Source organism: Leptospira congkakensis (assembly GCF_004770265.1).
GTDB lineage: Bacteria > Spirochaetota > Leptospiria > Leptospirales > Leptospiraceae > Leptospira_A > Leptospira_A congkakensis.
Genome location: NZ_RQGQ01000016.1, coordinates 616,631 through 637,161, shown reverse-complemented (window position 1 = coordinate 637,161; position 20,531 = coordinate 616,631). Strand labels below are relative to the sequence as shown.

The following is a 20,531-nucleotide window of genomic DNA, read 5'->3' as shown; positions in this document are numbered from 1 at the left end:
GAGCGGTATGCCAAACAGAAGACAATACATCACTAGTTTTTCCAATCCCAAAGTCAAATGGGTGGCTGGACTTAAAGAAAAAAGAAACCGCGATGAAGAAAAAAAATTCTTCATCGAAGGGTATCGCGAAATTAAAAAAGCAATCACAAACAACCAAAACTCGCCTATCCCTTGTTTGCCAGTGAACATCACAAGTTTATTCATTTCCCCAGAATGTTTTTTGGGAGAAAATGAAGAAACACTCATTAGATCTGTTCATTGTCCTATCTTTGAACTTCCTCGCAAAATTTTTGAAAAAATATCTTACAGAGATAGACCTGACGGGCTTATCGCAGTCGCAGAAACGCCGGATGCACAAGTTCCTTGGGAAAAAATAAAATCCATCGATACCAATCCCATCCTCATCATTGAAGGAGTGGAAAAACCGGGAAACCTGGGCACCATCCTCCGCACAGCAGAAGGAGCTGGTGTTGGTCTCGTGATTGTGACCGATCCAAGGATCGATCTTTTTAATCCGAATGTGGTGCGTGCAAGCACTGGAACTATTTTCACTTTGCCAGTTTACATTGGAGATTTAAAAGAAGTCCTTAACAATTTCCATGATAAAGGATACAAACGTTATGCGGTCACTCCCGAAGGAAAAACCTTATATACTTCCGTCAATATGCAGGAAAAATCCGTGTTTCTTTTTGGCAGCGAACAATATGGACTGAGTCCTGATGCAAAAAATCTTTCTGATGACACTCTCCACTTACCAATGCTCGGAGAAGCTGATTCCTTAAATTTGGCTATGTCTTGTGGAATCGTACTGTACGAATCCATTCGCCAAAGAAACAAATGAAAATTTATTTTTATATTTCAGGCCATGGATTTGGTCATATCAGTCGGTCTGGAAATATCATAAGGCGTCTTCTAAAAGAAGAGTTCATCGAAGAAATTCATTTAATCAGCACTCGAATTTCATTTTTAGATTTCACCCATCCGAAACTAAAAACTCGGAACCTAAAACTAGATGTGGGTGTATCACAAAAAAATTCTTTATCCATTGATTTACAAACCACCAAAGATGAACTTATCGATTTTGAAAAAAAGAAAACATCACTACTAAAAGAAGAAACAGAATATTGCAAAAAAAACAAAATAGGTTTAATCTTAACCGATAGTTCTTCTTTTCCCATCACCATTGCTCTAGAAACAGGAGTTCCTAGTATTTTCATTGGAAACTTTACCTGGGATTATATTTATAAAAATTACGCAAAAGATGATTCCTATTTTGGGAACTTAAGTGAGCAACTAGAAGTGGAATACGGATTTGCGACAGAGGCCCTTGTATTACCATTTTTTTGCCCCATGCCTCCATTCTTAGAAAAAACTAACATTGGTCTTGTGGGGAGAAAACCAACCCTCTCCAAATTACAAGCGAGACAAAAATTTGGATTCAATGACGACACCACTTATATCCTTTTATCTTTTGGAGCTTATGGCCTAGAAGGAACCAAACTACAAACAGAAAATCTTCCAAAGTCCATTCAGCTCGTGGCTTATGGAGTTCCCGGAATTCAAACGGAAGGGATTTTAGTCCCTGAAGTATCACATTATCCCGATCTAGTGACAGCTGCTGATTTTGTTTGTACAAAACCTGGATATGGAATTTTAGCCGAATGTTATTATGCCAAAACTCCTATTCTTTATACAGATCGTGGTGATTTTAGCGAATACATCCATTTGGTAAATGCTCTGGATTTATACTTTCGCTCTGCTTATATGGATCTTCGCAGAATAATTTCTTGTCAATTTGAAGAAGTGCTGACTCTAATTAATACAATCGACTCCATGACTCCGAAGTTAGAACTAAAAACCGATGGAGAGGAGGATGTTGTTTCTCGTTTGTTAGAATACAATTAAATGCCCGGCCCAGACTCTTATACAGATCGAATCCTACAAGATTTAGAAGCCTCCGAAAACGGTTATTTCCAAATCGAAAACTCCGGTGGCAAAGCCGTATTAAAAATCACAAAACCTGGGACCAAAGGTAAAAAAGTCGATTACAAAGATGTCCTCGCAAGGGTGCAACTTTTTGGAGTTGAAGGTTACAACCAGGAACAAATCAAAAAAATCGTTGCCCTTGCCGAAAACAAACCAATAGAAATTGGAACTTGGTCTAAGGGTGATCCTATCAGTTCCTATGCTGACATCACTATCTCTGAAGATCATATGGAAGCCAAAATGGTTCTCCACCCACCCAAACATGGAGGGGACCTTCTCACCGAATACCAGTTACGTGAACAAATTGCTTCGGTGGGAATTTCCGTCGGTATCATTGATGTGGTCATTCAAAATCAAATCAAAAACCCAAACTTTTTTGTTCCTTATACCATTGCCAAAGGATTTCCGCCAGTACCAGGCAAAGATGGTCAAATCAAAATATACTTCCGTTCAGACAACAAACCCCAACTAGAAGAAGATGAACACGGTCGTATTGATTATAAAAACATAGCAGTCATCCAATCCGTAAAACCGGGGGATCTCATTGCCGAACGAATTCCTCCCAAAAAAGGGGAATTTGGAAAAACCGTCAACGGAACCATCATCCCCTATCAAGAAGAAAAAGCCGTGGATTGGCATCTTGGTCCCAATGTAGAGTTAAAAGAGGACAAACTGTACGCCAAAATTGCTGGCCGACCAGTCCTTTCTGCTGCCATGGAAATCAAAGTGGATGAAGTCATCCAACTAGAAGCAGTAGACTATTCTACAGGAAATATTGATTTTCCAGGAACCATCATCGTGGAAGAAAAAATCGGAGATGGATTTTCTTTAACCACAAACGGAAGTATCATCATTCGTAATTCTGTGGGTAAGGCTTTTCTCAAAGCCAAAGGTGATATTGTTTTATCCGGCGGATTTATGGGACGCGGTGAAGGTTATATCGAATCCGAAGGAAATATCTACGCCAAGTTTGTAGAACAAGGAAAACTTGCAGCCCAAGGAAGTATCTTTGTAGAAGAGGCCGTGATGCATTCCGAAATCTCTGCTAAAGATTTTATCCGTGTGATGGGTGGGCGAGGAGAAGTGATCGGTGGAACAGTGATTGCTGGAAACTCTCTCACCTGTGCGAAACTGGGAGCTGTGGTAGAAACCAAAACCAAAGTTGCTATCGGAACGCCACCTGAGTTACTCGATGAACTCAACCGGATGAAAAAGGAAATTGCCGAAAAAGAAATTACTCTCCACAAAGTCCAACTAACACTCACTAAACTGGTAGAAAAAAGTCAAAAAAAAGAACTGACATTGGAAGAAAAAGAAACCATCACCAAACTAAAGGACGCAAACGATAAATTTACCAAAGTTTTAGAAATGGAATCCAAACAATTTGAAACTGCTCTTGGTTCTTATGAGCCAAACCCAGATGCTTTTGTGGATGTAGAAAGAGAAGTATTTCCTGGTGTGGACTTAAGTTTTGGAGCTGGGAAAAACTATCGTATGGGAATCAATTCCCTAGTAGGAAAAACACATTTTTATTTAGGAACTGACGGAAGCATTCAAACAGAACGAACCGTCATCAGGAAAGAAGACTAAAAACAAAAATTTATAGTTTATTCTCCATTGATGATTCCATCTTCTTCATCACGAGAAATTCTTTTTTCAGATTTGAGATCCGCATCGACAGAGTTTGTCACTTCAGGAACGATTATTTTCTTTCTTTTTTCAAATTTCAATTTAGCCAAATCGGTTTTATCAAAAACTAACCAATGTTTGTTACGAAACCCAGAAACCTTTTTAAAGGAAAAACCTGGGCCTTGTAAGATGTATGTGGATTGTGGGAAGTGTTCAAAAGGAATGTCCGGAATATTTGACCAATCGTAATAATTCCCTTGTTCATCATAAGTGACTTCTTTTTGAAGTTCCCCAAAAAGAATTTCGATAGAAGTTTCTGATGACCAAATATAAAAACCAGTTCTAGAATAATGCGAAACCACAGAACGAACCGGATTGTATTTAGAAATGACAAGCAGTAGTTGGTCTGGTTTTAATTTTTGTAAACCATCTACAAGATCCAAAGCAAATTCTTTGATTTCCTTTTCTTCAAATAGGTATTGGTTTACGTCCCCATAGGAACTTTCTTCACGAAATCGAATGTTACCAAGCAAATCCAAAACCTTGTCTTCTGTAATTTCCACCGGGTGAGCAAACACCTTAGGAACAGATGATTCTGATCTCAGATTGATTTTGTCACGGTTCACTGTATAAATTGCGAACTCATTACTACGAAAAAGTAATGCCCTAGACTTAACACCCGTGGCGCAGGAATTCAATGTGATGGATAAAATGAGGAGAGAGAAAATTCGGAAAAGTTTCATTACGCTTATGCCTCTAGAGTTTTTTGAAACTCTGGAAATTTAGAAAGGTATTCATCTAAAGTCAAAATAGATAAGATATGGTTGAGTCCAGAAAGACGAAACACGGAGTTTAGGTTTTTATTCAGATTGGTGACAAAGATTTCTACGCCACGATTATGGAGGGCAGAAGAAGCTTTGATGACGGCTCCAATCCCGCTGGAGTCCAAAAACTTCACAGAATGAAAATCCATCGTCAATTTTCCGAAATTCTGACTATCGATCGCCTTCTCGAATTCTTGGTAGAATTCTCTCGAGTTTTCCATCAGGACATCTCTTTGGATCGATAGAAGCAGGTGATTTTCCTGACGGTGGCTTAGAATCAACATAGTTGGATTAACAATACGTTACGATTCTCTGGATTTGTGTCAAGAAAATCGGCTTTAAGAAAGCGGGGCCAGATCCGTTAGATTCATCTCTAAATCGTGCGGATATCCTTCTTTATCATTATAGACAACAATGGCTTTCTCGGATTGAATTTCTTTGATTTCCACTGTAGACCCAGTAAAAATAAAAATGCCTTTGTTTAAGAATGTTGGTTTGATGAGTTTTGCCTTATCGCCTGGCTTCATTCCCCATCCTCTTTTTTCAGATAAAGATCCTTACCTGCTTTTTTCATGACATCAAAGATATACATTTGGCTATGATCCACTCGGGTTCCAATATCATAAATGGCATCAGTGAAATCAGCACCTTCAATTTTCGCAGATGCAAGTTTAGCAAAACGTAAATCAGCACCTCGGAAATTAGCATTCCTTAAATCGGCACCGTTAAAAAAAGAAGCCTTTAGGTTGGCACCTTGGAAGTTAGCTCCCACAAAACTAGAATTTTGAAGGAAGGCGTTATGAAGGTCGGCCCCAGAAAAATCCACACCATCCAACTTTTCTTTTTCCAACATAACACTAGATAACTTAGCTTCTCTAAGATGGCCTTGGTTGTGAAGGATTTCCATGGTTTGGGATTTAGTGATCCTGTTTTCTTTAGGAACACCTTGTCCTGATTCAAAATCCTCTACTGCTTTTTTGAGAGCAGCAACGGCAGATTCAGGATAGTTTTTTCTTCTTTCTGGGAACTCAAATAGAGTTTCTAAGGTTTCAGGAGTGAGGATTTTTAAATCTGCTATGGATTTGCCTTTTGCATACTCAGTTGCCATAGCAAGAGCGACAATCCCAAATCCACAACCAGTTGTGGTATAACTTGCGTCTTCCACAACCTGGTTCTCATTTAACTTTAAATAGATGCGGTATCCGTCCCCGCAACCAGTGTTGCGGTAATAGGAGACGACTGTAGCGTCTTCCATCTCACGGTAATTCATCCTTTGGTCGTTGATTTCTTTGTAGCGAGCAAAGTCCATTACTGCCATGAGTTGTTCCCCCGTTATAACTTAGACGGTTCTGAGGCCTTGGCCTCTTATTTCATTTTGTATTTTTTCTTGAACTTGTCTACTCGACCAGTAGTATCCAACAATTTGGATTTTCCGGTAAAGAAAGGATGGCAGTTGGAACAAATTTCCACGCTGATATCCCCGGCAGTGGATTTAGTTTCAATCACAGTACCACAAGCGCATTTGATTTTAGCAGAAACGTATTTTGGATGAATGTCAGTTTTCATGGTGGCCCTTCTAGTTAGTATTCATGCTGGCGAGGAACTGGTCGTTCGTCTTCGCGCCACGCATTTTTTCAATCAATAGTTCCATACTTTCGGTGATACTCATGGGAGAAAGTACTTTTCGGAGGATAAAGACACGAGTGAGCGTATCTTGTGGAAGCAGGAGTTCTTCTTTTCTCGTTCCCGAGCGGTTGATGTCGATGGCCGGGAAAATTCGTTTGTCAGCAAGTTTTCTGTCCAAATGGATTTCCATATTTCCCGTTCCCTTAAATTCCTCAAAAATCACCTCGTCCATTCGGGAACCAGTGTCAATGAGAGCGGTCGCGATGATGGTGAGAGATCCACCCTCTTCGATATTCCTTGCAGCTCCAAAGAAACGTTTTGGTTTGTGGAGAGCATTGGAGTCCACACCACCGGAAAGGATTTTTCCTGAAGTGGGAACCACTTGGTTATAAGCACGGGCAAGCCTAGTGATGGAGTCAAGAAGGATGACCACATCCTTTCCATGTTCCACAAGTCGTTTTGCTTTTTCGATGACCATCTCTGCTACTTGGACGTGGCGTTGCGCTGGTTCATCAAATGTAGAACTCACAACTTCACCCTTCACATGACGAGCCATGTCGGTTACTTCTTCTGGACGTTCATCAATGAGTAACACGATGAGAAAAATTTCTGGATGGTTTCTGGTAATCGCATTGGCAATGGATTGCATAAGAACCGTTTTACCGGTTCTTGGAGGAGCAACGATGAGAGCTCTTTGACCCTTTCCAATCGGACACATAAGATCAATCACACGAGTGTCCAAATGACTTGGATCGAACTCCATATTAATTCTTTCGTCTGGATAAAGAGGTGTTAGGTTATCAAATAAATTTCTTTTCTGAGCCACTTCTACTGGGAATCCGTTGATGGATTCCACACGTAACATTGCAAAAAATCTTTCTGCTTCTTTCGGTGGTCTGATGAGCCCGGTTACAGTATCTCCCGTTCGGAGGCCAAACAATTTAATTTGGGATGGAGAAACATAAATATCATCTGGACCTGGCACATAATTGTAGTCAGGTGAACGAAGAAAACCATAACCATCGGGAAGCCTTTCCATAACTCCCGCGGCATGAACTTGCCCGTCTTTTTCTGTTTGTGCTTGGAGAAGAGCAAACATCAAGTTTTGTTTCTTCAAACCATGAGTGTTTTCCACTCCTAACCCTTTTGCAAGGTCAGCAAGTTCATTGATGTTTTTTTTCTTGAGTTCGACTAAATCGAGTGGAGGAGGAACTGGACCTTCGTATCGGTTCTTTTTCTTCTTAAACTGTTTTGGGGGTTCTGAACCATCTTCTTGGTCCATGATGCCGTTGGTATATTCAGTTGGTTCTTCGGGAGGATTAACTTGGATTTCTTCTTGTTTGCGTGATGCCATAGATTGTTCTACATTGATTGTTGGAGTATTTGATTAAATTCGGGAAACCATTTGTGCAAGTTAAGTATGCAAGTGAAACAGCGAAGTGCGGAGGTGTTTTCTCAAACGGTAATGAAAAAATTGTTTTTCCGAGCGTTTTCGTCAACGTCTTTTTTTCGACTTTTTCCTCGCCAGAGTTGGTTTTGGACTCTGTTTCTTACCTTTAGCGGCAGGTTTCGAAGATTTCACTGGTTTCTGAATGGTTTTGGCCTTCTTTGTGGGCAGTGGATTCTTTTTGGATGGGACTTTTTTTTGTTTCTCTTCTGGTTTTTCAGACCGTTTTCGAGGGATTACCGTTTTGACCTTACCCTCGTTTTGGAAACGTTCCGAGAGTTTTAAAAAACGAATACGGTTTTGTAGGGTAGTTCTTGGCACACCAAGTTCGGTGGCTGTGTGAGAGATATTATTGGAATTTCTTTTCAGCGACTTATGGATGTAATGCGCTTCCATTTCTTCCAATACAGATTCCAAAGGGAGTTTGGAACGGAAAGCGTCCCCTAAATTTGGAAACTCCAAATCACCATCCTCCGAAGGATGGGCAAAAGAAGAAGGAGAAAAATGGTATAAAAACCCAAATACCTTTTTTTCTTTTTTTAAAGTCACAATTCGAAGTGTAACTTTCAGTTCTGTGATATTGGTATAAAGAACACTCGTATCGGCATCTTTGCCCAAACTCAAATCATGATCTTTTAGATAAGTCGCCAGAACTTCCCGATTGAGATTGTGAAGGTATTTTTCAGCCAACTGCAATGAATCACGAAACAAAGGTTTTGTGATAATTTCATTCTCAAAGGTTTCATTATAAAAGATAGTAGAACCATTCACATCTGTCGCGAGAAGCCCATCCGGAAAATGAGAAAGGATGAGTTCCATAAACCATTGTACAGAATCTGCATTTTCTTTTTTCTTTTCTAGTTTGGATTCGATTTCTTCGAGTTTGGGATCACGAGAATGAGAAGAATCAAGACGAGTGAATGCGGCAAGGAACCTAGGTTTGTCCCAATTGTCTTTTTTTTCGCCGTCGAGTCCGATGACAGGGATCTGAGTGGACTCTTTAAAATATAATAATAGATTTTCATGAAGTTCTGTTTCTAGAATTTCCAAAGGAATTTCATCTAGGTCTTCTCTTTCTCTTCCCAAATCAGACAACTCGCGGTGGACACGATCTTTGGAAAGTAGACCCAGTAACTCACCCTCTTCCGAAATCACAGGAAGATGGGTGGCCTTTGTCAGCAAAAAATGACGATAAAGTGATTCAAACTTCACTAAGCAGTCATTTTTTGAAATTTGTTATTAGTGAAAATCGAAATTTTAGTTTTCTTGAATCGTGTTTTGCTTTTGTTTATGGAGCCCCATCCAAATGGGTTGGACCCAAACATTGTCAGCAGTTTGGTATTCTTCTGGAATCTCTGCTTTTTGCGATCTTAATGACATAAGACTATAAACTAGCGAACGTTTGTATGTATGGAGTGATAGTTGGTAATTTCCAGACAAAAAGTATTCTTTTGCATGGTCTTTTTCACTTTTCGCCATCACTAGATACCTTTGGATTTTTTCCTTTGTATCCCACTCCAATGTGCGAGTGCCTGTCTTGTCTTCCCCTTCTAGAAGGATCCATTGTCCCATGGCTTTTTGGTAGAGCCCATTTGCTGATTCTTCCATAGGAAAACAAAGTTTTCTTTGAGTGACAAGAAGATCACCTTCGGCAAGGGAAAGAGTTTTTTCAATTTCCACTCGGTTCCCGGCTCGGTATGTTTCTTCTACTTGTGTGCGAATGGATTCAACAGAAGTTTTTCCCGTTTCTGGTTCCAACTTCAGTTGTTCTTTGATGTCGAGGACTAGTGTTATTTTTCCATCTAATTGTTTTTTACGTTCTCTATAAGACATTGTGGTTTTTGCCACAAGTGCCAAACTAAAACTCAAGATGATAAAACTAACAATCCACTTCATATTATTTTTTCTTTTCTTCTGGGTAGATGGCTTTTCCGTTTTCATCAAACTTAGGAGTAGGAGGAACTGATTCACGTCTCGCACCTTCTGTCTCTTTGATTTGTGCATTGGCTTCCAAAAGTAAATCTAACTTTTTAGAAGTAATGAAACCATAGTTGTCATCATGTTGTTCTAAAAGATCCAAAGGTTTTGCATCTGGATTTCCAGGAGGAACAACCGTTCTTTCCATACGTTTATTCTCTACGAAGTTGATGATAGTATCTCTCACCTTTTCGTAGTTACGTTGTTTTTCTTCGTTACGAGCTTCTTTTAGATCTTCGTTGGATCGGTATTGGTATTCTGGTTTGTCTTCGTCTGGAGTTTTGCTATAAATCATCGCAAGGATGGCAAAACGTTTCGCACGACGGAGCGTAAGAATCCCTTCTTTATAAAGAGTGAGTTTGTATCGGTATTGGTGTGGGCTGGAATTAAGACCTGTTGTATAAAGGTCTTCCGAAGAACGAAGGTCACGAAAACCAAGACGTAACAATGCTTTGGCATTATTGTCATTGGAACGAATGATGGTAGGTGCTGCCGCTTCTAGAAGTGCTCTTGCATCTTCGATATACTTTTGAAGAACGATTTCAAAAATATTTTTTAGTTCCCCTTGGGCTTGGCGGAGTTGGCGAAATCCATACACATAGTTACTTTGCAGGTACCACATGTTTCCACTAAAGTCAGATTGGTTGGCTGCTTTTAGAAGTTTGAAATAATCAAAATCCAAATTCTTTTTGGAAGGATCCGCTGCGGGAGTTTCAGCTCCAGGTTGCGCCGGTGCTTGCGTTTCTTCTTGCGAAGGAGCCAAATTACTCAGAGCAACATTGATAAAATTTAAGTTTTCTTTGTTTTCAAAGATTAAAATCCCCAGATTCGTCTGTTCTGGTGATACTGCACTGATATGTGAGATATGACCCACAACCATTGCAAAAAAGAGGATGAATTTCCATTTTCCCATAGCTCTACCTTGTTTTTATATATCGGAGCTACGGGAAAAACCAGGACTAAATTTTACATTTTTTGGATTCGTTCTATCGCAGAAATCACATCTTCCCGCTTTCCAAAGGCAGAAAGTCGGAAATATCCCTCTCCGGCAGGCCCAAATCCCGATCCGGGAGTTCCGACCACTTGCGCTTTCCCCAAAAGTTCGTCAAAAAATTCCCAAGATTTGAGTCCCTTTGGAGTTTTTAACCAAATGTAAGGAGCGTTCGTTCCGCCAAAAATAGTGTATCCAGCAGTTGCCAAACCTTCGCGGATGAGTTTTGCATTTTGCATATAGTAGGAAATTTGTTCTTTGATCTCCACTTGGCCCTGTGCGGAGAAAACTGCCTCAGCTCCTTTTTGTGTCACATAAGACACTCCATTGAACTTGGTTGTGTGGCGACGGTTCCAAAGGGAATTGAAACTGATTTCTTCCCCTGCTTTTGTTTTTCCTTTTAAGTCTTTTGGAATCACAAGGTAGGCACAACGAGTTCCTGTAAATCCAGCTGTTTTGGAAAAGGATCTAAATTCCATAGCCACTTCTTTAGCACCAGGAATTTCATAAATGGATTTTGGAATCTCCGGATCTTGGATGAAAGATTCGTAAGCCGAATCATAAAGAATGATACTTCCTATTTTTTTAGCAAAGTTTACCCATTCTGTGAGGCGTGCCTTCGTTGCCACCATTCCCGTTGGGTTGTTTGGATAACAAAGATAAATGATATCCGGTTTTTCTTTTGGAAAATCTGGTTCGAAATTATTTTCTTCTGTGGCTGGCATATAAATGATATTCGCATATCTGCCATCAGACCCAACTTCTCCGGTGCGACCTGCCATCACGTTTGTGTCCACATACACTGGATACACGGGGTCAACTACAGCAATTTTACTATCTAAAGAAAAAATCTCTTGGATGTTACCACAGTCACATTTAGATCCATCAGAAACAAAAACTTCATCTTCTGCGATTTGAACCCCACGAGCGGTATAGTCATGTGCAATGATTTTTTGGATGAGAAAGGAATATCCTTGTTCGGGCCCATAACCATGGAAACCGGCAGAGCTTCCCATTTCTTTCGCTGCTTCAACCATTGCATTCACAATCGTTGGTGCCAAAGGTAAAGTCACATCGCCAATTCCAAGACGGATGATTTTTGCATTTTGGTTGGCATCCGAATAGGCTTTTACCCTTCTTCCAATTTCAGGAAATAGGTATCCTGCTTTCAATTTTAAATAGTTTTCATTTATCTGAGTCATTTTCTTCTTTATTTTCCTCTATGAGTTTTCTCGATCTAAATCCTTCAAAATAACCGTGCTCGTATAACACGTCTTCTTCGCCCCAAGTCCAACAGTAAAAACCGTTGCCATTATCAAAATCAACAAGCCATAAACCTTTCACGTCGATCTGCATTGCCAAAATTTCGTTAGTCCAATGTTTTACGATTTCACCAATTTCTTCTTCTTTGGCCTCTAAAACATTTTCTGGTAACAGTTTGTTTCGGACTTCATCCGCAAGAACACTTGCTTTTAAATAATATTCTCTAGTAATATCTCGAACGAGGGGCAGCACTTCCCGTGCTTCCGTGAGTGACCAAATCTTTTTAGTCAAAATCCACTCCAAGACTGAGACAAAGTAAAACCATTCTTACCACCACACCATATTTCGCCTGACGAAAGTAAGCTGCGTTGGGAAGATCATCCACATCGGTAGAAAGTTCATTCACACGAGGGAGTGGATGGAGAATGGTAGTGTCTTTTTTAGAAGCAAGAACCAGTTCCTTGTTCACTTTATAAATGTCTTTTAGTTTTTCGTATTCTCTATGATCGGGAAATCTTTCTTCTTGGATTCTAGTCACATAGGCAACATCCGCATCCCAAAATGCTTTGATGTCAGTGGTTTCTTCCCAAGTCATGGGAAAACCTTCTAAGTTCTTTTTGTATTTTTCTGGGAGTCTTAGTTCTTCGGGACTGATAAGATACAAATGCACTGGATAATGTCTGAGAAGATTGATGAGGGAATGGATGGTCCTTCCGTATTTCAGATCCCCGATAAAGGCAATGTTCAGACCATCGATCTTTCCTTTTTCCGAAAAGATAGTGTATAAATCCAAAAGGGCCTGGGTAGGATGTTGGCCCGCACCATCTCCTGCATTGATCACAGGAATGTTGACAGCACCCGCGGCAATCCGAGAAGAACCTTCCACAGGATGACGAATGACGGCTATGTCCACATAGGCTTCGATCATCTTCATGGTATCGTAGAGAGTTTCACCTTTGGAGATTGAAGAAAACTGAAATCCCACTGTGGAGATCAGTCGTCCACCTAACCTTTCCATGGCCGCTTCAAAAGAAAGCCTTGTCCGAGTGCTTGCTTCAAAAAACAGCGAGGCAAGAAGTTTTCCGTTCAAAATCCCAAAGGCCTTTCCTGATTCGTGGAGGGCATTCATTCGATTGGTTTTTTCAATGAGGAAGTTGAGATCCTCTTTGGAAAATTGGAGGGTGTCTAGAATGTTTTTGTGAGAATAAGAGTGCATAAGTCGGAAATCTTTTCTCTAGGGTTTTTGGTATCGAATAAATCGAAAACATATTTTTTGGTATTTATGGTCGATACTATCCAGAACAAACTCCGCGATATGGAACTGGTCACCCAACACCTGGTCCAACCAGACGATTTGAACTACCATAACAATCTTTTTGGGGGAAAAATGCTCTCCTGGATCGACGAGGGGATGGCAATGTATGTGATGAATAAAATTCGTTATACCAATATTGTCACCATGAGTATGGACAATGTGGTCTTTCGTTCCCCTGCTCGGGCGGGAGACATCATCCAAATCTACGGAAAAATCGTGAAATATGGAAAATCCTCGGTCACTTCCAGAACTTTGGCCATTACCAACAATCCTCAAACGGGAAAAATGTCGGCAGTGATTGAAAGTGACATCACCTACGTTTGTTTAGGTGAGAATGGGAAACCGACCGCTTACTTTCGAAACTTTACCCCAACCACTTAGGAAAAAGTGTTTGGTTTACCCCGAGTAAATTGAATATCCTTCCGGCTATAAAATCACCCAAGTCATCCAATGTTTTTGGCATTTGATAGAATCCTGGGGATGCGGGAAGGATGATGGCTCCAGCTTCATCCAGAGCCAAAAGATTTTTAAGATGGATGCGATTGTAGGGAGTTTCTCTCGGAACGACAATCAACCTTCTTCTTTCTTTTAAGGTTACATCAGCCGCTCTTTCAATTAAGTTTTCAGTAAGACCTGCTGACATCGAAGCCACAGTTTTCATACTACAAGGAATCACAACCATCCCATCCCAAGTATTCGAACCACTGGCAATATCGGATCCGATATCAAAAAAATTACGAACTTGAAATTTGTGTTTGGGATTTACTTTCCATTTAGTTTCGACAAAAGATAAAATGTCTTCTGCGGACTCAACCTTTGTTTCATACTCTTCGGAAAAGATACGTAAAGCCGCAGGACTAACCGTAATATAAGTCTCACCTTCTAATTCATAGAGAGCACGAAGAAACCGTGCCGCATAAATACTACCACTGGCACCAGCAAGACCCACAACTAGTTTCATTAAAAACTAATTCCGGAGGAAATTTTTAATAAAAATTCGTTCCATTTATCAAAAAGAATCGCAAGGAATAAAACTACACTGATCCAAGAATTGATTTGGTAAAAAACAATCGGTAAGTCTTTGGATTTGTACTCGTAAGAAATTTTATGTTCATACAATACCAAAATTCCAATCACAGAAAGAATGAGAAAATACATTACCCCAAGACCAGCACTAATCCCTGCAAAAACAAAAAATACTAAGGAAAGAATGTGCAGGATCACTGCAATGGCACGGGATTTAGTTTCTCCTAAACGCGATGGAATACTGTGGAGATTTTCTTTGGCATCAAAATCCATATCTTGGATGGCATATAACACATCAAAGGCGGATATATGGAAGAGTAATCCTAAAGAAAAGAGGATGGGAACCAGGTTAACCGTTTCTGTGATAGCAATCCAAGCACCAAGTGGAGCAAGGGAGATGGCAAATCCTAAAACCAAATGACAAAACAGAGTGAAACGTTTGGTCAGGGAATAAAGAAACAAAACAAAAAGAGCAGGGAAGGAAAGTAAAAAAGCCAGTTTGTTCACAAAGAAACTAGCAAAGATAAAAATAAAAGCAGAAAGACCAATAAAAAGAAGAGCTGAGAGTTTGGAAATTTTTCCTGAAGGAATTTCTCTATTTTGGGTGCGCGGGTTCTTTTCGTCTATTTCTGAATCCACATACCGGTTGAATCCCATGGCGGCACTGCGAGCACTGACCATACAAACAAGGACAAGGGCCCCAATCCGAAGTAAATCACCTGTATCTAAGGTAGATTCCAGATAGGCGAGGATGAAACTAATCCCTGCGAAAGGCAAGGCAAAGAGTGTGTGGGAAAATTTTACCATTTTAGCGTAGAGAAGTAGGTTTTTAAAGAAGTTCATGGCATCCTTTCTGCCCTTAGTTTAGACAGGCGGAAGGTTTTTTGGTTCATTCTGATTCGATTTCTTCCGTTCTTAGAACCAAGGTCACAAATTATGAATATCCGTCTTTCTTTTCTTGGGCGATTCCCCGCATCCTGTGTGACAATCGGGATTTTTCTCTTCACTACTTTTAGTTTTGCCCATCCTAGTTTAGAAGATAGACCTCTTCGCATTTTTTTCCATTGCGGAAAAGAACTTTTTACAAAGATGGATGAGGAAGGCCGCGGGGGTCTTAGTGCCCTCCTCGGATTTGTCGAAAGAGAAAAAATGGATTTGGATTTAAAAAGAGGCAAAGGTTACATGTTGTATCCTTTTACACCTAAAGACAAACCTTTAGAATTTCCTTTTGATGGATTTACACTTGGGAAACCCAGAGAGATGAACCATGGCCCCGTAAAACTTGGTTTAGGTTCCATCCAGGAACTCATTGATATCAAAAATATTGAAGATTATGATGGTTGGATTGTTTATGTGAATGCTGATGATGAAACCAAAATCCCTCTCCTTCCTTGGCAAAACCATCCCGAACTTCCCCTCTTCCTACTTGTAGAAGGAAAACCACAAGCTCGGTTTCGTTATTTATCGAATGTACACCAAATTGAATGCCCGAAAGATTATGGAAGGCTTGGCACTTTGAATTTGTTCTTTCGCAAACGAAACTTAATTCGTTTGGATTATAAATTAGAATCCATTAACTTAACAGATCGCAACCGTTCTTGGAAACAAAGAAAGGAATCTGAAACCGAAGAAGGTTTAGAGAAACCTACTCCGAAAACGAAGGACATAGGGAAGAAAGAGGACAAGTCGAACAAAATGTTCGGCGGGCTTGGCAATTCTTACGACCGAGAAATATTAGGTACAGAGATAGGTTTCGGCAAATCTCCTTAGGTGTGATTTTCATCATCTCCCGTTCAATTTGAACGGGATCTGTTTTTTTTGTGAAACCCAATCGTTTGGTAAGACGTTTCACATGGGTATCCACAACAAACCCTTCTACCACTCCATAAATCTCTGCAAGAACCACATTGGCAGTTTTTCTTCCAAACCCAGGAAGTTTGATGGCCTCCTCCATTGTTTTTGGAATTTCACCGCCAAATTCAGAAAGAACCATCCGCGCAAAACCTTGGATGCTTTTAGCTTTGTTTTTATAAAATCCCGTAGAAAAGATTTTTTTCTCTATGGCTGGGAGAGGAGCACTCGCAAAAGATTCAAGAGTGGGAAAGGTACGAAAGAGTTCAGGTGTGACTGTATTGACACGTTCGTCCGTACACTGTGCACTGAGGATGACAGCTATGGCCAATTCATAAGGTTTTGTAAACGTGAGGGGAGTTTCTACTTCACCGAACTCCGCCTCTAGGAGACGGTAGACTTCGGTGACAGTTGGTGTTTTTCTGGATTGTTTCAATCCACCAAAAAGCTTAAAAAACTTAAGCTGCTGGTTGTGCTTTTGGAGTGATCCCTACGTATTTTTTAGGAGTGATTGCGGTGATATCGCCGCCGTGGTCTTTAATTGCCACTTTCAAACCTTTTTTACGAAGAGTTCGCAAAGCACGTGTAGAAATCTTAACGCGAACCCAGCGGTTCTCGTCTTCTAAAAAGATTTTCTTTGTGATCACATTCACCTTCCAGATACGGCGGTTCTTTTTATGAGAATGGGATACGTTGTTCCCTGCCGTCGTTCCTTTTCCGGTTACTACACATGTTCTAGCCATAATTATTACCTTGTTTCGCTATGTTTTTGTACCCGTGGAATGGGTCAATTCGAAACGAATCTTTTCCTGAAAGAATCGAAGTGCTTCCTCTGGGCTGTCTGCAAACCCAAATAAATCCAGATCTTCTTCCGAAATCAGGCGCATCTCCGCGAGTTTTTTGAAATTGATCACTTGGGTCCAAAATTCCTTTCCATAGAGAAGGATGGGGATTTTAGATTTTTTGCCCGTTTGGACGAGGGTCAGTGTTTCAAATAATTCATCGAAGGTTCCAAACCCACCAGGAAAGGCAACCATCCCCCGACAAGCCTTCATAAACCAAAGTTTTCTCATAAAAAAATAATGAAACTCGAAAGCCAGTTCCGGATCCACATAAGGATTCACATGTTGTTCGTGCGGAAGGACGATATTAAGGGCCACTGATTTGGCTCCCGCTTCCCTTGCCCCTCGGTTCCCGGCTTCCATAATTCCAGGTCCACCACCTGTGCAAATATTAAGATTACGACCAGGCCTTTCTGATTTTAATGTCTCTGCCCATTCGGAAATCAGTTTCGCAAAAGCGGTGGCTTCTGCATAATAATTGCTTAGATTCTCGAGGGCTGTGGGTGGATTTGATTTCTGTGTTTCCGGTGCAGGGATCCTTGCCGATCCAAATACAACGATTGTATCCGTGATCCCTTGGGTTTGGAATTCCGTTTTGGGATGGAGGTATTCCGAAAGGATGCGGACGGGGCCGGCTTCATTTCCCCATAAAAAATTTTGGTTCTCAAACGCTAAATCAGTCATCTTGTTATCTTAGATCGACCGATTGGAATAAAAAATGCGGAAATTCCAAAAAACACTTTTTATCTCTATTTCATTAGAACATCTCCCTATGACAGAGACAGATTTAAAACAATTCTGTATCGAATGGGATGATTCTAGATTTCAAAATCTAAGGCCTACCATTGTTCTCGGTTGGAAAACAGAACCATTAGCACTAGGAAGATCTAGATTGGAATTAGAGTTCCTGGTTCCCTTACGATTTTGGAATGCTCTTTTTTTATATTTTTTCTCAAATTGGTATTCGCGAAAAGAAAAAGACAAACTAACGGAAACCATACGAAGTTATATTTTTTATGGAAAGAATCAGACAAAACAAAACTTTGTCAAAGAACTTTGGAATGATTTCTGGAACAAACCCATTTCACTTGTTTGGTTGAATTTGGGATTCACAAAGATCAGCATGGATTTGGAATTAGAATCAAAATTGAATCTTTTACCAAATGCACATTTACAAAGCTACGAAGGTGAAAAGAAACTCTACTTTCGAACCGGTTATTTAAAAACCATCACCTACCGGCTGACAAAAAAAGTTTTCAAAACACCTTACCCTAAGTTTGCCGAAATGTATATCAAAACAAGAGATAAACATTCTGATGAAAGTTTAGGGAAGGTTTACTACAGTTTTCTTGGATATCTGCTGGAAACCAAGAGCGACGAATACCTGTTATCCTATTTTGGATTTCATTCCACAATACCAGAATCTATTAGAAATCAAATTCCAAATGAAATTTGGCAAACGATTAGTCCACAAATCCAATCTGAATGGATGGAACCGAATCTATTAGGAAATGAATTAGAATTTAGGACTGTCTACCAGGTTTCCACTTCTTCGCAGAATCATCCAAGATGATAAAACGAGAGTTTTTACCAATAACAACCTCATTGATTTTTTTATCTTGTAAAGCACGATAAACAGAGGTTCTGCTAGTGTTTTTCTTTTCAGCGAAATACTTGATCTCCAATAGATTTTTACTGATTTGTTTGCATGTATTCACTAGTGCATCTGACATTGTTGGACTAACCTCTCTTACATTAGACAGATTGTTCGCCGAAGAGATTGTATTTTTTTAAAAACGATCCAATCGAATCGAAAATTCTATCTGTTTTTCTGAGTTTGGTCTGATGGTTTTAGGATTACCACCAGGGAAATGTAAAAAATTCCCAGTTCCCGTCATAGGTTCTATCGCTATAGACCTTCTATCTTGTGGTATATATACTTGATAAAAATCACCACCTTGTATGATGAGTTTTTCTTTTTTATTCATAGAGAATAGACCAATATAAGAATTTTCTCCATCAATGGATGCATATAGATCATCTAAATTTTTTCCGACAAGTGTTTCTTCTGAATTCAAAACAGTAACATCATTCTGAATTTTTTCTGGAAGTAAATAATCTCCTAACTTAACTTTATGAAACCCTGATCCAAATAAAAATAAATCATCTATAGATTCATCTTCGTTCCAACGAAAGTATGGATGGATGCCGAGTGCAAAAGGAAATTCTGTATCAGACTCGTTTTGCAATCGGTAGATGATTTTTAATTCCGATGGGAAAAGATGGTAACATTCTCTAATCTGGATTTTAGATAATAAACTCCCCTTCCAACTGGGAGGGATTTCCATTTCAAACTCGGCGTAAGATTTTTCGTTACCGATTTCTTCTTTTACCAAATGTCTGGGAAGGTTGTGATAAAGGCCGTGGAGAGGGATTCCGTTTCCATCGGTCAGCCAGTGAGTGCTTGGATAAAACGGCTCCCTGGCCCAAGGATTGGGTTCTAAACGATTGACCCAAGGAAACATCAAAAAGGACCCAGAAGCAAAAAAAGGATCGGGGGCCCTGTGCCCAGAAACCACAGAAACGGGTTTTCCATCCACAGGTGAGAGAAGATGCAAACCGAGCCATTGGCCGCCACCTGTTGGGTGGGTCTCAAAACTAGACTGTTTTGTTTTCAGTTGGTACAAGATTTATCTCCCAAAAATGATTGAAGTCATAGTTTGCCATCTTAGAAAGGTTTGTATGCCTTCAAGAAAGCCTTTTCTTTTCGTTTGTGTCGTTCTGTTTTCGGTTCTTTTTACCGAATCGTGTGTCATTGGGAACAGTATGAACTTGTTACCGCAAAGTGGCAAGGCTGATTTCGAAGAGAAACTGATCGCTGGAAGGGATCAAGAAAAAATCGTAATCATCTCCATCGAAGGAATGATTTCTGATGATTCCAAAGAATCTTTTTTTGGCCCACCAACAGAATCGATGGTAGCTCGGGTCAAAGAATCCCTGAAATATGCAGAACGAGATCCAGATGTAAAAGCTGTGATTTTAAAAATCAACTCACCAGGTGGAACTGTTACTGCTAGTGACATCATTTACCAAGAAGTTTTAAAATTTAAAACTAGAAAATCCATTCCAGTGTTTGCAGGATTTATGGATACAGCGGCCAGTGGAGCCTACTACATAGCGATGGCTACAGATGCCATTGGCGCTCACCCAACAACTGTTACAGGATCTGTCGGTGTCATCATGTCTGGTTTCAATGTAAAAGAAGGTTTGGATAAAATTGGAGTTAAAGATCAATCTTTTACTTCTGGTCCAAATAAAGCACTTGGTTCCCCTCTTACGGAGATGACCCCAGAACAAAGAAAAATTCTCCAATCCATCATCGATAGTTTGTATGGTCGTTTTTTTGAAGTTGTTAAAAAAGGAAGATCAAACGTTTCGGAGGCTCGCCTCAAAGAAATTTGTGACGGAAGGATTTTCACTGCTGAACAAGCTAAAAAAGAAGGGATGATTGATTTCATCGGATACTTTGATGACTTTGTTTACCAAACGATGCAACATCCAAAATTCCAAGGAAATCGTAACGGAAATCCACGTGTCATCACTTACCAAAGAGGGAAAGGTCGTGTAGATAATATCTACCAAGCTACTGATTCCAATAAAAACCCTTTTTCCTTAGGAATTGCTGATAAAATCCTCGGAACAGGTACCAACGCAAAATTTCTTTATCTTTGGGATCTATAATTTCAAGGCCAAC

At 40.0% G+C, this 20,531-nt stretch carries 25 protein-coding genes; 6 read left to right on the top strand and 19 right to left on the bottom strand.

The features are described from left to right. Positions 1-7: 7 nt before the first annotated feature. Genes EHQ70_RS13305 through EHQ70_RS13295 form a run of 3 tightly spaced genes read left to right on the top strand, consistent with a single transcriptional unit; the run spans position 8 to position 3,576 of the window. Positions 8-841, top strand: a complete 834-nt coding sequence (locus tag EHQ70_RS13305) for a TrmH family RNA methyltransferase (protein WP_135587102.1) — start codon at positions 8-10, stop codon at positions 839-841. Then, positions 838-1,905 carry a glycosyl transferase gene (locus tag EHQ70_RS13300; protein WP_135587100.1) on the top strand — a complete coding sequence of 356 codons (1,068 nt, stop codon included), beginning with the start codon at positions 838-840 and terminating at the stop codon, positions 1,903-1,905. The genes EHQ70_RS13305 and EHQ70_RS13300 overlap by 4 nt, the downstream gene beginning before the upstream one ends. Continuing rightward, positions 1,906-3,576: a DUF342 domain-containing protein gene (locus EHQ70_RS13295; protein ID WP_135587098.1), complete on the top strand. Its 1,671-nt coding sequence runs from the start codon at positions 1,906-1,908 to the stop codon at positions 3,574-3,576. A 17-nt stretch (positions 3,577-3,593) separates the two neighbouring features. On the opposite strand, the gene EHQ70_RS13290 is transcribed toward EHQ70_RS13295, so the two are convergent. The 12 genes from EHQ70_RS13290 to pyrB form a co-directional block, all read right to left on the bottom strand. Beyond that, positions 3,594-4,358 carry an LA_1326/LA_4305 family lipoprotein gene (locus EHQ70_RS13290; protein WP_135587096.1) on the bottom strand — a complete coding sequence of 255 codons (765 nt, stop codon included), beginning with the start codon at positions 4,356-4,358 and terminating at the stop codon, positions 3,594-3,596. 5 nt (positions 4,359-4,363) lie between these two features. Next, a complete protein-coding gene (locus tag EHQ70_RS13285) occupies positions 4,364-4,660 on the bottom strand; it encodes an STAS domain-containing protein (RefSeq protein WP_004785957.1) in 297 nt (98 codons plus the stop codon). Between the two features lie 117 nt (positions 4,661-4,777). Beyond that, a complete protein-coding gene (locus EHQ70_RS13280) occupies positions 4,778-4,966 on the bottom strand; it encodes a hypothetical protein (RefSeq protein ID WP_004785346.1) in 189 nt (62 codons plus the stop codon). After that, entirely contained in the window at positions 4,963-5,757 is a 795-nt protein-coding gene (locus EHQ70_RS13275; RefSeq protein WP_135587094.1) for a pentapeptide repeat-containing protein, read from the bottom strand. The genes EHQ70_RS13280 and EHQ70_RS13275 overlap by 4 nt, the downstream gene beginning before the upstream one ends. A gap of 47 nt (positions 5,758-5,804) precedes the next feature. Then, entirely contained in the window at positions 5,805-6,005 is a 201-nt protein-coding gene (rpmE, locus tag EHQ70_RS13270) for a 50S ribosomal protein L31 (protein ID WP_135587092.1), read from the bottom strand. A gap of 10 nt (positions 6,006-6,015) precedes the next feature. Continuing rightward, positions 6,016-7,419, bottom strand: a complete 1,404-nt coding sequence (rho, locus tag EHQ70_RS13265) for a transcription termination factor Rho (RefSeq protein WP_135587090.1) — start codon at positions 7,417-7,419, stop codon at positions 6,016-6,018. Between the two features lie 141 nt (positions 7,420-7,560). Further along, on the bottom strand, positions 7,561-8,724 hold the full coding sequence (locus EHQ70_RS13260) for a helix-turn-helix domain-containing protein (RefSeq protein WP_135587088.1): 1,164 nt from the start codon (positions 8,722-8,724) through the stop codon (positions 7,561-7,563). Between the two features lie 45 nt (positions 8,725-8,769). Further along, a complete protein-coding gene (locus EHQ70_RS13255; RefSeq protein WP_135587086.1) occupies positions 8,770-9,408 on the bottom strand; it encodes a hypothetical protein in 639 nt (212 codons plus the stop codon). A gap of 1 nt (position 9,409) precedes the next feature. Continuing rightward, on the bottom strand, positions 9,410-10,402 hold the full coding sequence (locus EHQ70_RS13250; protein WP_135587084.1) for an adhesin OmpL37 family surface protein: 993 nt from the start codon (positions 10,400-10,402) through the stop codon (positions 9,410-9,412). A 53-nt stretch (positions 10,403-10,455) separates the two neighbouring features. Further along, a complete protein-coding gene (locus EHQ70_RS13245; protein ID WP_135587082.1) occupies positions 10,456-11,682 on the bottom strand; it encodes an LL-diaminopimelate aminotransferase in 1,227 nt (408 codons plus the stop codon). Next, on the bottom strand, positions 11,666-12,034 hold the full coding sequence (locus tag EHQ70_RS13240; protein WP_135587080.1) for a DUF2203 domain-containing protein: 369 nt from the start codon (positions 12,032-12,034) through the stop codon (positions 11,666-11,668). The genes EHQ70_RS13245 and EHQ70_RS13240 overlap by 17 nt, the downstream gene beginning before the upstream one ends. After that, the gene (gene pyrB / locus EHQ70_RS13235; RefSeq protein WP_135587078.1) at positions 12,027-12,959 is read right to left on the bottom strand and encodes an aspartate carbamoyltransferase; all 933 of its coding nucleotides are present in this window, start codon (positions 12,957-12,959) and stop codon (positions 12,027-12,029) included. The genes EHQ70_RS13240 and pyrB overlap by 8 nt, the downstream gene beginning before the upstream one ends. A gap of 66 nt (positions 12,960-13,025) precedes the next feature. Here pyrB and EHQ70_RS13230 point away from each other — a divergent pair, with 66 nt between their 5' ends. Then, positions 13,026-13,439, top strand: coding sequence for an acyl-CoA thioesterase (locus EHQ70_RS13230; RefSeq protein ID WP_002973064.1), 414 nt, complete (start codon positions 13,026-13,028; stop codon positions 13,437-13,439). Here EHQ70_RS13230 and EHQ70_RS13225 read toward each other — a convergent pair. From EHQ70_RS13225 to EHQ70_RS13205, 5 genes are all read right to left on the bottom strand, one after another. Further along, a complete protein-coding gene (locus EHQ70_RS13225; protein ID WP_135587076.1) occupies positions 13,423-14,019 on the bottom strand; it encodes a UbiX family flavin prenyltransferase in 597 nt (198 codons plus the stop codon). The two genes, EHQ70_RS13230 and EHQ70_RS13225, sit on opposite strands and share 17 nt — an antisense overlap. Then, positions 14,019-14,927 (bottom strand): UbiA-like polyprenyltransferase, encoded by a 909-nt coding sequence (locus EHQ70_RS13220; protein WP_135587074.1) that lies wholly within the window; start codon positions 14,925-14,927, stop codon positions 14,019-14,021. Before EHQ70_RS13220 ends, EHQ70_RS13225 begins: the two co-directional genes overlap by 1 nt. 802 nt (positions 14,928-15,729) lie before the next feature. Next, positions 15,730-16,371, bottom strand: coding sequence for an endonuclease III domain-containing protein (locus tag EHQ70_RS13215; protein ID WP_135587072.1), 642 nt, complete (start codon positions 16,369-16,371; stop codon positions 15,730-15,732). Between the two features lie 22 nt (positions 16,372-16,393). Beyond that, complete coding sequence (rpmB, locus tag EHQ70_RS13210; RefSeq protein ID WP_100742302.1) at positions 16,394-16,678, bottom strand: 50S ribosomal protein L28; 285 nt, start codon at positions 16,676-16,678, stop codon at positions 16,394-16,396. A gap of 18 nt (positions 16,679-16,696) precedes the next feature. Continuing rightward, on the bottom strand, positions 16,697-17,461 hold the full coding sequence (locus EHQ70_RS13205; protein WP_135587070.1) for an LOG family protein: 765 nt from the start codon (positions 17,459-17,461) through the stop codon (positions 16,697-16,699). 34 nt (positions 17,462-17,495) lie between these two features. Between EHQ70_RS13205 and EHQ70_RS13200 the strand changes: the two genes are divergently transcribed. After that, complete coding sequence (locus tag EHQ70_RS13200) at positions 17,496-18,350, top strand: hypothetical protein (protein WP_135587068.1); 855 nt, start codon at positions 17,496-17,498, stop codon at positions 18,348-18,350. Here EHQ70_RS13200 and EHQ70_RS13195 read toward each other — a convergent pair. Continuing rightward, the gene (locus EHQ70_RS13195) at positions 18,301-18,510 is read right to left on the bottom strand and encodes a hypothetical protein (protein WP_004787737.1); all 210 of its coding nucleotides are present in this window, start codon (positions 18,508-18,510) and stop codon (positions 18,301-18,303) included. The two genes, EHQ70_RS13200 and EHQ70_RS13195, sit on opposite strands and share 50 nt — an antisense overlap. Before the next feature lie 57 nt (positions 18,511-18,567). Further along, complete coding sequence (locus EHQ70_RS13190) at positions 18,568-19,464, bottom strand: aldose 1-epimerase (RefSeq protein WP_135587066.1); 897 nt, start codon at positions 19,462-19,464, stop codon at positions 18,568-18,570. A 55-nt stretch (positions 19,465-19,519) separates the two neighbouring features. Between EHQ70_RS13190 and sppA the strand changes: the two genes are divergently transcribed. Beyond that, a complete protein-coding gene (sppA, locus tag EHQ70_RS13185) occupies positions 19,520-20,518 on the top strand; it encodes a signal peptide peptidase SppA (RefSeq protein WP_167481714.1) in 999 nt (332 codons plus the stop codon). Positions 20,519-20,531: the final 13 nt, after the last annotated feature.

Excerpts from the sequence above, each read along its gene's own strand:
- EHQ70_RS13305 (WP_135587102.1), top strand. The coding sequence starts at position 8 with ATGCCAAACAGAAGACAATACATCACTAGTTTTTCCAATCCCAAAGTC.
- EHQ70_RS13300 (WP_135587100.1), top strand. The coding sequence starts at position 838 with ATGAAAATTTATTTTTATATTTCAGGCCATGGATTTGGTCATATCAGT.
- EHQ70_RS13295 (WP_135587098.1), top strand. The coding sequence starts at position 1,906 with ATGCCCGGCCCAGACTCTTATACAGATCGAATCCTACAAGATTTAGAA.
- EHQ70_RS13290 (WP_135587096.1), bottom strand. The coding sequence starts at position 4,358 with ATGAAACTTTTCCGAATTTTCTCTCTCCTCATTTTATCCATCACATTG.
- EHQ70_RS13285 (WP_004785957.1), bottom strand. The coding sequence starts at position 4,660 with ATGGAAAACTCGAGAGAATTCTACCAAGAATTCGAGAAGGCGATCGAT.
- EHQ70_RS13280 (WP_004785346.1), bottom strand. The coding sequence starts at position 4,966 with ATGAAGCCAGGCGATAAGGCAAAACTCATCAAACCAACATTCTTAAAC.
- EHQ70_RS13275 (WP_135587094.1), bottom strand. The coding sequence starts at position 5,757 with ATGGCAGTAATGGACTTTGCTCGCTACAAAGAAATCAACGACCAAAGG.
- rpmE (WP_135587092.1), bottom strand. The coding sequence starts at position 6,005 with ATGAAAACTGACATTCATCCAAAATACGTTTCTGCTAAAATCAAATGC.
- rho (WP_135587090.1), bottom strand. The coding sequence starts at position 7,419 with ATGGCATCACGCAAACAAGAAGAAATCCAAGTTAATCCTCCCGAAGAA.
- EHQ70_RS13255 (WP_135587086.1), bottom strand. The coding sequence starts at position 9,408 with ATGAAGTGGATTGTTAGTTTTATCATCTTGAGTTTTAGTTTGGCACTT.
- EHQ70_RS13250 (WP_135587084.1), bottom strand. The coding sequence starts at position 10,402 with ATGGGAAAATGGAAATTCATCCTCTTTTTTGCAATGGTTGTGGGTCAT.
- EHQ70_RS13245 (WP_135587082.1), bottom strand. The coding sequence starts at position 11,682 with ATGACTCAGATAAATGAAAACTATTTAAAATTGAAAGCAGGATACCTA.
- pyrB (WP_135587078.1), bottom strand. The coding sequence starts at position 12,959 with ATGCACTCTTATTCTCACAAAAACATTCTAGACACCCTCCAATTTTCC.
- EHQ70_RS13230 (WP_002973064.1), top strand. The coding sequence starts at position 13,026 with ATGGTCGATACTATCCAGAACAAACTCCGCGATATGGAACTGGTCACC.
- EHQ70_RS13225 (WP_135587076.1), bottom strand. The coding sequence starts at position 14,019 with ATGAAACTAGTTGTGGGTCTTGCTGGTGCCAGTGGTAGTATTTATGCG.
- EHQ70_RS13220 (WP_135587074.1), bottom strand. The coding sequence starts at position 14,927 with ATGAACTTCTTTAAAAACCTACTTCTCTACGCTAAAATGGTAAAATTT.
- rpmB (WP_100742302.1), bottom strand. The coding sequence starts at position 16,678 with ATGGCTAGAACATGTGTAGTAACCGGAAAAGGAACGACGGCAGGGAAC.
- EHQ70_RS13205 (WP_135587070.1), bottom strand. The coding sequence starts at position 17,461 with ATGACTGATTTAGCGTTTGAGAACCAAAATTTTTTATGGGGAAATGAA.
- EHQ70_RS13200 (WP_135587068.1), top strand. The coding sequence starts at position 17,496 with ATGCGGAAATTCCAAAAAACACTTTTTATCTCTATTTCATTAGAACAT.
- EHQ70_RS13195 (WP_004787737.1), bottom strand. The coding sequence starts at position 18,510 with ATGTCAGATGCACTAGTGAATACATGCAAACAAATCAGTAAAAATCTA.
- sppA (WP_167481714.1), top strand. The coding sequence starts at position 19,520 with ATGCCTTCAAGAAAGCCTTTTCTTTTCGTTTGTGTCGTTCTGTTTTCG.